Consider the following 12,861-nt stretch of genomic DNA (forward strand, 5'->3'; position numbering starts at 1 on the left):
AGCTTTAAAGACTCCGGTCTGTGAGACACAGACTGGGGGAAGTTGGATTACGAAAGGGTCTTCGACAGGCTCAGGCTGACATAATGAGTTACTTTATACAATTGACATTGTGCAAGCAGTGGAGTGGAAATGAAGATTTGACGAAAACAACTAAATGTCCTGTTGAAACAGGAATCAGCACAATGAAGATGAAACATTTGAATGAAGTTTAAACGGTTTATAACGAATACAGATAAAACGGATTGGGAAATAATAAGATTATGATTAAGGCTCTTGCTAAACTAATATTTGCGGTTTTTTTTACAGCGGTTTTTGCGGCGAATTGTTTTGCTGCAACAGAACCTTATGAAAACTTTATAAAAGGGAGTTTAAAGGTAAATGATACACTGGTTGTAAAGGATGAGAAATTCAGGAACCCGCTTTTTAACTGGGCTGAAATTTCGAACATTACCGTACAGAATACGGTTTACCTGAGGGTAATCGACGAGCAGCAGATAAGCCGGGATTTCAGCTGCCGGGTTAAAATTAAAATCGAATATTTTCAGCAGCCAAACCAGGTTTCACCTACCGTTATTGATTCAACCACCCTGTTTGTAAACTATAAAAAACAAGGTGGTTCAGTTTATAATGGTCTGGCCACTTATACTTTTAAAGATGGTTATCGGGTAAAGGTGACTGTTTTAGACCTTAGTTCGCCTGAATTCGGCAACCAGCTGCCCCCGGTATTTCAGTTAGGCAGTAACATTTTAATTGAGCGTAAATATGCATTTAAGCCCTTCTTGTTTATTAACCTCGACGGGCAAACGGAGAAGTCGGGCGGAAACTTGCAAAGAGGGGTAAATGCGGGGTCGGGTATTACCGGAAATTATCTGTCGCTTTCCTGGCAGGCGATACTTGGCTCAGAAGAATTTGATTTGGAGTGGGTAAGTATTGATGAAGATTCAGAATGGGCTACGCTGGCTACTTCGATGAAGAACGGGAATAGCAGCTTATCTAATGATGAACTTGCAGAATTGTTCCGAAACAATGCAACCCGCATTACGACGGCTGGACATGATTACCGGATTTCGCTCCTGTTTAACGCTAAATATATCGCGGCACGCATCAGGCAGGTTCAGTATACGACCGATGGATTCCGGTTAGAGGGCGACTGGTTTTATAAAAAAGACAACAGTGAAGAATATGCCATCTGGGATTTAAACTGGCACGAGCAAAATTTAAACTGGCAATATTCGGCCAGTTATGCCGAAGAGGGTAAAAAGAAGGAGGTGGTGAGTTATTTTGACGGTTCATTAAGGGGGCGCCAAACCGTTACCCTTAACACTTCAGATAGTGTAGCTGTTGTGCAGGAAAATATTTACGACGAATTCGGACGGGCAGCCATGAGTATTTTGCCTGCCCCGATAAAAGAAAGTGTTTTAGCTTCTTTACATTATTTCCCGGCGCTGAACAAAAACCTGAATGGAAAGCCTTATAGTTTTATTGATCTCGATACCACTTTGTGTGAACCATTACCGGGGCCATTAAGCACTTTATCCGGCACCTCCAGGTATTATTCACCTCAAAATGATTTTAGAAGTTTAAAGCTTTACAACAACTACATTCCGGATGCGCTGGGTTATCCGCTTTCCGTTACCCAGTATACACCGGACAACACCGGAAGGATAAAAATTCAGGGTGGCGTTGGGCGGACTTTCCAGCCCGATGCTTCGGTAAACAGCCATACCACGAAATATTACTATGGGAAACCCGAGCAATGGGAATTGGATCGGCTTTTCGGGAATGATGTGGGTTATGCCGAGCATTACCTTAAAAATATGGTGATGGATCCGAACGGGCAGCTGAGCATCAGCTATCTGAATGCAAGCGGTAAAACCATTGCAACTGCCCTGGCCGGGGATAATCCGCATAACCTGGATTCGCTGGCTTTAAATTCAAAAAATAGCATTGATGAATTACAAACGAGCCAGCTGTTAAAACCGGAGCAGTTTAATTTCGACGCCAGCAGCCTGAAACTCAAGGCTACCACAACCTACATGGCCACCATGAATGGTGCAGGTATGTTAAAATACAATATACAAAAACTCATTAGCCGCTACCCAAATACTTCATTTAAGCCCTGCAGCAATTGTTATTACGATTTAACCATACAGGTAAAAAACGATTGCGATACACCGGTTTACTTTAACCGTACGCCGATAAAAATCGGTTCGATGCTGGCTGATTCTACCAATACCGGATTGCATACCGATAGTATACAAGTGAATTTTCAAAAAATAGGCGCCTATTACGTGACCTTTGAATTTGCTTTAAGCAAAAACGTTATTGAAAATTTTACAGATGAATACATTCGCTTAGGTCAAATTAACGGTGCAGTGAAGCGTAAGGAAGATTTTATCCTTAAACAACTGGATTCCGCCCGGTTTATTGATTGTTTTTCTGATTGTAAAACGGCCTTGGAGAGGCTGGGGACCAGGAGTGAATTTACAGCAATGTTTAATGAACAGATGCGCCTGCTGGGTGATACCACCAGCTATTATGATGCTTACATCAATGGCTTATATGATAACCTGCTTTCTTCAGCCACTGCATTTCATAACAATTGCGATAACCTGCAACCTTCGCCCTGCGATACCTATAGAACAGCCATGCTTGCCGATATTAACCCGGGTGGCCAGTTTGCTTTGTTTGATGCTGCCGGAAATGTAATGGAACCGGCTTCGAACCTGTTATTCACCTTCTTCCGCCATGGCGCATTTGATGTACTAACGAACACCTCAGATCCCTTGCGGCTTGCCACACTGGTCAACAAAGAAGATGGCAGCGGAACTTTTTCACCCTATGATGCAGATTTTACATTAGCCGATTTACTTAAATACTGGCAACCAGCATGGGCGGAGCAATTTTTAACCTTCCACCCGGAATACTGTAAACTTAAATTTTGTAATGATAACAGCGCATCCGTGAAATGGGATGCAAAAATTGAGGAGATTACCTCTGTTACGGAACTGGCTCAAAAAATGGGTATAACGTATAATCGCAATACCATCTCCTGGCTTGCCAATGCCGATCCATTTTTTAATGCGGGCGGGGCAGGCAGTAGCTTTAAAACCAATTTCGTTACTGATTTAACCGAATACAGCATACGTATACTAGGTGCAAATGATTTATCTGTAAAAAATATTTCCGGCTTTGTTGATTTTCAGTTGTATTGCGCAGATACGACCGCAAGCACCAACAATATTTACAAAGGCCTCTGGAATAATTGCAGCCCGGTTGAAGATTGCCGGGTGGCAGATCGTGAATGGAACCTGTACAAAGGGATGTACCTGGAAGCCAAACTGCGTTACTTTAACGAGCTTCGGCAACAACGTTGTGCGCAAAGCAATAGCTGTACTATTGGCGAACCAATTGCGATAGTACCGGTTCCGCAGACACCGTCTGATTGTATTTATGACGGGCCAACGGTAAATTCTGATAAAAACATTGCGCTGCAGAAACTCGCTAATGTGCTTGATACCGATGGTTCGGGCGCTGTGGAAATGTGGCTGTACAGCACCAATTATACCAGCCGGCAGTTTATTGCGGCTACGCCCGATGTTAAATACATGATGCAGGCCTGCTTTAACGGAAGCCGGGTGAGTGTGGATATTTTTCATTTAAAGCAAACTGCACCTGATAATGTAGGTATCGTGCTTTCCAACCACATTACGGCCGACATTAGTGATTTGTTACCTATAAAACCCTGGATGCACCTGGCCGTACAGGGCTTAAATTCGGCAAACGGCGAACTGGAACTCTGGATAAATGGTAAGCAATATGCAGGCATTCCGGAAGCCTCTTCCGCGGGCTGTCCGTGGGGGATTACCAGTAATCCACTGAATTTGCCTGAAAACTTAAGCTCCATCCATCACCTGCGCTTGTACAGCGGCCGGAACATGACCCCTGATGAAATCAGGACAAATGCGGCAAGCGCTTGTTTCCTTGCTTCCGACCATACGGCGATGGACTGGTACCGCTTTAATGCCGGAAATACAGAGCAGCCACCTACCTGTGCAACATTGAGCTTTTTTTATGAAGCGGAGCAACTTTCTACAAACCAGTTCAGGGAAACGAATTACGCAATTGGTACCCGAAAAACCCACACCTTTATTAGCGGAAACGCTTCTGTACCGCCCGATGCCAGTCCGTATTGTGCAAACGGGACAGTACAAATGGTATTTCGTCCTTGCATTAATGTCTTATTCTCTTCTGTACCGACGCAGTTTAATAACGTATGGCAAATTACCTGTACTGAAAATTTTAATGTAGACTGTTCTGGAAATGGGAGTGCAATCTTATATGCAGAAAGTGGTTCCGGATCCGTATATTATCAAAATACGGTTGGCAATATCAGCGATGTACACCGGGTCATATCCGGTTATGCGGAAAATGATCCGCCGCCGTTAGATTGCAACACCGGTAATTCTTACCAGATTTATTATAACTGTTTAGTTGTTAGTTTACCCAATACTTCGGCTGTTATTACCTTCGATAATGTATGGGTAAATACCTGCCTTGGCGAATATAATGGTACCGTTCAGTTCAGATCCGCCGGTAAAACAACTAATGCTTCTATGGCGGTACAACCCGTTTCATCAGTCATGCAGCAAGCAATACGGATGAATGTCGATTTATCAATGGTAAAACCAGAAGATGCATTGGCCGAACTGGAAGCCAGTAAGCAGGATAATCAACTTATCCTCGCCGATTATAAAACTAAGTTTATTTATGCCATCACTAAAGCGGCTCCTGAAAAAGCAACCGCTGCAAAAGGCCAGGCTGTTAAAGCTGAACTTTTTGATGCAGCGGAACTTAAACCTTATTTTGCTGTTGAAGGTACAAAGGGCAGTTATTCGATATTCAGGAATGTTTATGTGGCTAAATACATTCCGCAGGAAAACTCCATCAAAGCAAGGGAGGCACAAACCCTGTTGAGTATATATGGAGGCGGCGGAACAGCTTCTGTACAAGGTAAAAGTATGCGTTCGGCAATGTTGGCCGAAAGTTCAAGCCCTAATGTTAATTCATTAACGGCACCATCTGTTTGTGTAACCCTGCTTGATGAATTTTATGGTCCGGTTCCATCAGCATGTACCTATCAAAATGATGCACCAGATCAGATGTATCAAACAACCATTGCATTAAAGGATAGTAACGGGCAACCGGCAAGCTTGCTGCAGGATGTTACCGTTCGGGTTAAATATACGGTGCGTGTATTTGGTCTTCCGGTTGAAACGACTACTAATAGCGTCGACATTACGATTCCGGCCGGGCAAACGATAGCACATTATTTGTATAATTTAAAAACTTCTACAAATAATGATGAGTCTAACATTTGCAATGTAGAAACACGAACATTGGAATGTATTGAAAGCATCAGCGGTGCATCCTTTTGTTCGGAAACGACTTCTTGTGCAGGAACTGTTTTAAATCCTCCAATTAATCCGAACCCTGCAAATTGTCCTGATTATTTAAAAACGAAATTTTCGCACTTCCCGGAGGCAGCCGCTGTAGATCCCAATGCTTTAAACGTAGATTCAATGGTAGCCGAAGGCCGTGTATTGCAAGCCCAGCAGTATGAGGATGCGGCAGAAGGGCAATCGCAACAGTGGATGACTAACTTAGCCGAAGGCTTGAAAAATTATTCTGCAGATACTACTGCACTGCTTCGTTCTAAACTAAAAGAATTGTGTTTACTGGCCAGCGATAGTACCCATATTTATGGGGCGACTACTTTACCTCCGGGTAAGTTTATACTGGTTGGCAATACAAGTTGCCGTACTTTTGGCGAGGTTATCAAAGCGGTGACCGGCATCAGCGATTTCACGCCTACCTTAAATCCATGGCTGATTTCAGGTCCATATCCTTATGAAGTAGTGCCTCAGCAAACCGAAGTGGTTATCAGTGCCACCAATACGGAACTATGCACAATGCTGGCCAACCTAAACCCTAATCATTTGGGCCAGGCCGATTTTTATGCACTACTGCAAAGCCAGTTTGGTCAAAGGATGACCCTCTCACCAGAAGAAGTTGGCTTCCTATTAAAAGGCTGCGATAACTGTAAATTCCTGTTGGAAAAAGATTTGGTATTGCCGCAGTTTTTAATCCCTGGCTTTAAAGGCTGCGTAAGTAAGGATGAACTGGGCATTGCCTATACCGAATTGATTGCTGCTTTTGGGCCGCAATTTTCCCAGACCATGGACAATGCCGAAACCATTGTAACCAATTATTTTAACCAGAAATGGGGCTTTACATTGAGTTTTGATGATTACAGAAATTTTGGTGAAAGTACTCAAACCCAGTTGTGCAACCTTCCTCCATATACTGAGGCAGCCGAAGACCGGTATGCCTGTGCCAAAACACTTATCGAACGGGCCCATGGCGATGGCAGCAGGGAATACCTGGATTACCTAACCGAAGCCCGCCGTACCTTCCAGGAATCTTATATCAGCATCTGTGCCGCTGCCCGGGCCGAGGTAAGCGTAAGCAGCAGGCAAAAGATTTTTCATTACACGCTTTATTATTACGATTTGGCCGGGAACCTGGTGCGCACCATTCCACCGGAAGGCGTACATTTCCTGAATACGAATGAGTTGGCAACTGTAGCCAAAGTACGCGCTGCGGGTAATATATCCTGTAATTATAACGGGCCAAATACGGTTTCAGATGAAGATGCCGCTTTACAGAAACTGTCGACGGTATTAAGCTCAACCGCATCGAACGCGGTGGAAATGTGGCTGTACAGCGATTTCAGCGGCAGCCGACAGTTTATTGCGGCCACGCCCGACTTGAAATACATGGTACAGGCCTGCCAGAATGGTAAATACCTGAATGTAGAAATTTTCAGTCTGAGCCAGAGTGCTTCGGGCAATATGGTCATCAATTTAACCAACCAGGTAACGGCTGATGTAAGTAATATTTTACCGCTTGCACCTTGGACCCATTTAGTGGTACAGGGGAATAACCTTTCGACCGGTGCTTTACAAATTTTTGTAAATGGTAAAGCCTATAACCCGGTTGGTGGTAAACCGGTAGCGGGTTGCCCATGGGCCATTGATGCGATGCCATTGCGGATGCCGAGGAATTTTACGGCAATGAAACATTTAAGGCTGTATGAAAACCGACTGATGTCAGCAGCGGAAATTAAGGCTAATGCGGAGAACACCTGCTTTATGGTGAGCGATACTACGGCTTTAAGCTGGTACCGTTATAACGTACCACAAGAAGGCGGACCAACCACCATTGCTTATAACTCTACGCAAGAGAGCCAGGTGGCCGGTATTTACCCTGAACACGGGCTTCCGACGACCTATGCCTACAATGCGACCAACCAGGTGGTGCAGCAGTATACACCTGATGGCGGAAGCAGTAAGTTCTGGTACGATTACCTGAGCCGTTTAGTGGTTTCGCAGAATGCGAAACAGGAAGCAGCCAAAGATTACAGCTATACCCGTTACGATGTTTTGGGCCGAATCACTGAAGTAGGACAGAAACACACCGGCACCAATGTACTGACCGACCCGGGCTACCTGGCGGGTACCACCATCACCAATTTCCAGGCCAGTGGCAATAACAGCCAGCTAACGGAAACCCTTTACGATGAAGCGGCACCGGCAATAAACGGTACGCCAAGCGGCCTGGTACAAAATAATTTAAGGAAAAGGGTAGCGGCTAGTATTTACCGCGAAACGCCGAACTCAGCAGCTATCAATGCAAGCTATTATAGCTACGATATGGCCGGCAATGTTAAAAAGCTTTACCAGCAGGTGAACGGGCTTGGACTGAAAACGCTGGATTATGAATATGATTTGGTGAGCGGGAAAGTAAACTTACTGGCTTATCAGCACGACAAACCGGATGCTTTTTATTACCAGTATAAATATGATGCAGAGAACCGTTTAACGGAAGCCTGGAGCAGTACCCAGGCAAATATCGTAAGTTATGGTTTTGGCAGCAGTTTGAACGACCCAACGCGGCGACTGGATGCCAGTTACCAGTATTACCTGCACGGCCCACTGGCCCGTATGGAACTGGGGCCAGGTTTAGCTTTGGTACAGGGCATGGATTATGCCTATACTTTACAAGGCTGGTTAAAAGGGGTGAACGGCACACACCTGGATGGTGCACAAAGTGATATGGGCCAGGATGGCACAGTAGTCGCAAAAGATGCTTTGGGTTATAGCCTGGGTTACTATGCCGGCGATTACCAGCCGATTGGGGGCAGCAGTGCATCGGCTTTTGCCTCTACTTATCAGCAAAATTTAGGTGACATTACCGGCAAAAACCTGTACAACGGTAACATCGGCAACAGTACCTATGCGATAGCTAAAATAAAAAATGGTGCAACGGTAGGTTACACCTATAAATACGACCAGTTAAACCGTTTGAAAGCCCTTCGCCAGCATGGCTTAAGCGGCACAGGTATCTGGACGAGCAATAGCCTGACCAATAATTATAAAGAAGATTTTAGTTACGATGGTAACGGAAATATCTTAGCCTTAATGAGAAACGACTCGATCGGGCAGGTGATGGACCAGTTAAGCTATCGCTACACGAAAAATGCTGCAGGGCAATTGGTACACAACAAACTGGCTGGGGTAAATGATGCGGTAAACAGCGGGCAGCAAGGTGAACTGGAAGGCAACACCAGTTACAGTTATGATGCGATTGGCAATTTAATAAAAGACAGCAAAGAAGGCATCACAAATATCGACTGGAGTGTTTATGGTAAAATAAAACAAATTAATAAAGCGAACGGCAACATTCAATATACGTACGATCCATCGGGCAACCGGGTAAGCAAATTGTACAACAATAAAACCACCTGGTATGTACGGGATGCACAAGGTAACAGCCTGGCGGTGTACGACAATGCGAATGGCCATTACAACTGGAAAGAACAGCAGCTATATGGCAGCAGTCGCTTAGGGATGTGGAAACCGGAACTGAATATCGATTCGGCAGGTGGTGCCAGCCTGAATAGCCTTACGGGTAACCGCAACTATGAATTGGCCAACCATTTGGGCAATACCATGGCGGTAATAAGCGACAACCGTTTGCAAACCAGCAATGGTTATGAAGCTGATGTATTGCACTCAAATGATTACTATGCATTTGGTGCTCAAATGCCGGGCAGAATGTTTAATTTAGCGGGTAGTTACCGTTATGGATTTAACGGTAAGGAGAATGATAATGAGGTGAAGGGCGAAGGCAACCAGCAGGATTACGGGATGCGGATTTATGACCCGAGGGTGGGAAGGTTTTTGAGTGTGGATCCGATTGCTAATCAATATCCGGAGTTAACGCCTTATCAGTTTGCGAGTAATACGCCAATTCAAGCTATTGATTTGGATGGGTTGGAAAAGTATCATTATTCATTGGATTTTGATAAAAAAGGTGCTGCATCGTTAAAGTTGACTTCTACAGAAAATTTCTCAGAATGGACTTGGAAACCAGAACTAGGCAATACAGCTTTTGGATTTCAATTATGGGAAAAGGTTAAAAATCCTTATAAGGAATACATTGTAAGCTATAATACAACAGAGTATCTAATTATAGCTCCAGTTGCGGCAAAAATGGAATCAACTTACAAATTGTCGTATGATAATCTGCCAAGTACAAGTACAGTACTTGATGGTTTAAGTGATAAAATTGAATCAACTCAAGTCAAGACTGCTATTGTTCAGGGGTTTGCAGGCGGATTGTCAACAGGAAGAGTTAGGAATAGGGCTTCAAAAGAATGGGAAGGACCTTTAGATTATTCAGGATTAAAAGAACCTAGGAAAGTTGGCCCAGGTATGGAAACCACGCCTTCCCAGCGACAACGTATATTAGATTATAATAAAAAAATGAACGGAGGAGTACTTAGAAGTGATGAGGATGGAAGTGTTATAAATATGCCAAAGAGCGTTCCTAAAGGAGGTAAAGCTGATATGAAACAGGCCGAAGTAGACCATGTCGAAGAAAGAGTTAATGGTGGTTCAAATAGCAATAGAAATTTAAGAGTGGTTTCTAAAGAACAAAATTTGAAAAAGGAATCTCAAAGACGAAAGCAATGATAAAAGCATTTAAAGAAAGCTTAAATACAGCTGTTTTTACAAGTAAGTATGTAATGAGCGATAATAGTCCAATAGTTTATATAGCTCATCATGAGGACGGTGCCTGGGAATTTTGGGGTAGTCAAATTATCGATGAATCTGAAATAGTTGTTGTTTCTTTGCAGCAGATTATCAAAGTTGACCCAACAATATTGGAGGTTTCGGATATTCCTATCGGTTTTAATGCTATTCGTGAAACGAAAGAAAAACCTTGGATAGTAGTCTCAAAAAATTAACTTGGTTTATAAATTAGCATCCTCAAGGTAATTGTAATAGCCACTACTTAATCTGACAGTTGGTTAGTTTTGACTAATTCAAGGTAATTATTCTCCTTGAGGGAGCTAGCGAAGCTTAATGTATTTTTGTTTTAGGGAGTTTTTTGCAACATTTAATAATGCTGTATCTCCGTTTGATGTTTCTAAACAATGATTAAGGAAGTCAAAAGTTAATTGTTTATTCCATCCAGCGCATGCAGCTGCTAATCCATATCTAGGGTCACAATAAGCAAGCTCTTTTCCTATACGGTCTTTATGCTTGTGTAAATCCCAAGATAATTTAATTAGTGTTTTTATTTCTTCTGCTGAAGGCATCATTTTGTCATATCCAAGTGGATTTAATGCTCCATCGACTATGGATAAGGAGCCTGTTTTTAATAATTCAATTATTGGTTTGGCGTCTTTTAAAGATCTTCGTTTTAGTCTAATATAGGTTTGTGCACCTGCATAACTTACCATACTATGAGGTGTATTTAATAAAACTATTTTACTGATTATTATAAGTGCTTTTTTATAATTTATTAAACCTAAAGCTAAAATCATTTCAACTTGAGTTTCCCATGTTTTTGTATTTTGGGATTCTTTTAAATAAGCGTTAAATAGACTTTCTCCAAGCTCAACGACATTATACTTAGCAATTTCCTTTGCACCCTTTCTTCTTTCACTAGATTTATTGGAGGTCAAAAAAGTTTTGATTATATCTAAAGTCATCTTCATCTTTATCGCAATCGTTCTGCTTTTGTTTAAAATAATTTATGCGGGCTATTTACTTTTGCTGCAATTCGCCGAGTTTAATCAGCCTTGCTTTAATTGCGTTATAAGAACGGTTGTGCAGAGTAGCAAGTTCTATAATCTTAGTGCCTTGATTAAACTGTTTTAATAAAACCTTATCTTCTTCGGTCGTCCATGGCTGTCCCTGGTTTCCTTTTTGTGCGAGGGCTTTGAGTTCGCTGAGTGCAAAGCGCAGGGCCCTGATTACCTGGGCCTGCCCGTAAGGGCTATCGATAGGGAATACCTCGCCTGTTGCAGGGTCAACACCTGCCGCCAGCTGCTCCAATACCTCGATATGTACGTTTTTGTCCTGCATGGGTTTATTTACATCGCGGCAATGTTCTTGAGTTTAGCGGCTTTGATGAATGCGTCTATCGCGGCAAATACGTGGCTTTTGGTATCACTGTCGAGTTCCTGTATGGCTTTTAGTTTTTTGAGAGTGTCGTTGTCAATCTGTGCGTATTCCCCGTCTTTTACGAGGTAATCGAGTGTAACGCCGAGTGCATCTGCAATCTTTGCGGCCACCTCTATTGATGGTACGTTTTCCCCCCGTTCGTACTTTCCGATGATGTCGCCTGAAGTACCTACAACCTTACCCAGGTCGCTCTGTTTTATTTTTTTCTGTTTTCGGGCGAAGGTCAATCTGTCTGAAAAAGCCATAAATAGGTCGTTTTTACGCGTTATAAATTAATAATAACCAAATATAGGTAACTTATGTGTCGGATAAAAATGCGATAGCCCCCCATCTAGCGCAAGCGTCCCGCTTGTGCTTTAAACGGTAATAGGTTTGTCAGCTCGCTAACTCTAGCGCAAGCGTCCCGCTTGTGCTTAAATTGTAATAGGTTTAGGTTTTTAAAGGCCAATTGATATGATTAATAATTAGTTTTTCGAATATATTGTTAGTCACAAGCTAGACGCTTGCGCCAGCGTTTGCTTAAATGCTTTGTTAGTTTAGCTCTTAAGCTTTTTTGAGGCGAGTATCTTTGCTTATTGCATTTAATTATCTGAATAAATTTTATATTTAAGTAATGAGTGTAAAATATAAAATCAGAGACCAGACCAAGTTATATTTCATCAGTTTTGCAGTAGTTTATTGGTTAGATGTATTTATAAGAAATGAGTATAAAGACATCTTAGTTGATAATTTAAAATATTGCCAAGAGAAAAAGGGATTGGAAATTTATGCCTGGTGCATCATGACAAGCCATATTCATTTAATTATTGGTTCTAGTGGCGAAAAAATGGAAGATATTATTAGAGATTTCAAGGGTTTTACATCAAAATGCTTAAAAAAAGCCATAGCAGAAAATCCGGTTGAAAGCAGAAAAGAATGGCTTCTTTGGATGATGCAAAGAGCGGGCAGTAAAAACAGTAATAATGAAAGTTTCCAGTTTTGGCAGCAGGATAATCATGCTATTGAACTATGGGATAATTATATGATGGAACAAAAGCTTGATTACCTTCATAATAATCCGGTTATTTCTGGAATTGTTGATGAACCGATGCACTATTTATATAGTAGCGCAAGAGATTATTCGGGTTTTAAAGGCCAATTGATATGATTAATAATTAGTTTTTCGAATATATGATTCGTTACAAGCGAGACGCTTGCGCCAGAGGGGGGTTCGTCACAAGCGAGATGCTTGCGCCAGAAGGGGACTGGATAGTTCAAAAAA

The 12,861-nt window shown here is 42.5% G+C and carries 6 protein-coding genes; 3 read left to right on the plus strand and 3 right to left on the minus strand.

Annotated elements, in window-relative coordinates; translation table 11 throughout:
* The first annotated feature begins 260 nt into the window (after positions 1-260).
* Positions 261-10,100 carry an RHS repeat domain-containing protein gene (locus O0931_RS04270; protein ID WP_269414309.1) on the plus strand — a complete coding sequence of 3,280 codons (9,840 nt, stop codon included), beginning with the start codon at positions 261-263 and terminating at the stop codon, positions 10,098-10,100.
* A complete protein-coding gene (locus O0931_RS04275) occupies positions 10,097-10,375 on the plus strand; it encodes a hypothetical protein (protein ID WP_269414310.1) in 279 nt (92 codons plus the stop codon). The genes O0931_RS04270 and O0931_RS04275 overlap by 4 nt, the downstream gene beginning before the upstream one ends.
* A gap of 105 nt (positions 10,376-10,480) precedes the next feature.
* Here the strand turns inward: O0931_RS04275 and O0931_RS04280 are convergent, their stop codons facing one another.
* From O0931_RS04280 to O0931_RS04290, 3 genes are read right to left on the minus strand one after another with little or no spacing between them, the layout of a single operon-like run.
* Positions 10,481-11,125: an OTU domain-containing protein gene (locus O0931_RS04280; protein ID WP_269414311.1), complete on the minus strand. Its 645-nt coding sequence runs from the start codon at positions 11,123-11,125 to the stop codon at positions 10,481-10,483.
* A 55-nt stretch (positions 11,126-11,180) separates the two neighbouring features.
* Positions 11,181-11,501 carry a hypothetical protein gene (locus O0931_RS04285; protein WP_269414312.1) on the minus strand — a complete coding sequence of 107 codons (321 nt, stop codon included), beginning with the start codon at positions 11,499-11,501 and terminating at the stop codon, positions 11,181-11,183.
* A gap of 8 nt (positions 11,502-11,509) precedes the next feature.
* Positions 11,510-11,845, minus strand: a complete 336-nt coding sequence (locus O0931_RS04290; protein ID WP_269414313.1) for a helix-turn-helix domain-containing protein — start codon at positions 11,843-11,845, stop codon at positions 11,510-11,512.
* A 368-nt stretch (positions 11,846-12,213) separates the two neighbouring features.
* On the opposite strand from O0931_RS04290, the gene O0931_RS04295 reads away from it, so the two are divergent.
* Positions 12,214-12,747 (plus strand): REP-associated tyrosine transposase, encoded by a 534-nt coding sequence (locus O0931_RS04295; RefSeq protein ID WP_269414314.1) that lies wholly within the window; start codon positions 12,214-12,216, stop codon positions 12,745-12,747.
* The last annotated feature ends 114 nt before the right edge of the window (positions 12,748-12,861 follow it).

The organism is Pedobacter rhodius, assembly GCF_027213645.1.
GTDB lineage: Bacteria > Bacteroidota > Bacteroidia > Sphingobacteriales > Sphingobacteriaceae > Pedobacter > Pedobacter rhodius.

Bases quoted from the DNA above. Each gene is read 5' to 3' on its own strand.
- O0931_RS04270 (WP_269414309.1), top strand. From the start codon at position 261: ATGATTAAGGCTCTTGCTAAACTAATATTTGCGGTTTTTTTTACAGCG.
- O0931_RS04275 (WP_269414310.1), top strand. From the start codon at position 10,097: ATGATAAAAGCATTTAAAGAAAGCTTAAATACAGCTGTTTTTACAAGT.
- O0931_RS04280 (WP_269414311.1), bottom strand. From the start codon at position 11,125: ATGACTTTAGATATAATCAAAACTTTTTTGACCTCCAATAAATCTAGT.
- O0931_RS04285 (WP_269414312.1), bottom strand. From the start codon at position 11,501: ATGCAGGACAAAAACGTACATATCGAGGTATTGGAGCAGCTGGCGGCA.
- O0931_RS04290 (WP_269414313.1), bottom strand. From the start codon at position 11,845: ATGGCTTTTTCAGACAGATTGACCTTCGCCCGAAAACAGAAAAAAATA.
- O0931_RS04295 (WP_269414314.1), top strand. From the start codon at position 12,214: ATGAGTGTAAAATATAAAATCAGAGACCAGACCAAGTTATATTTCATC.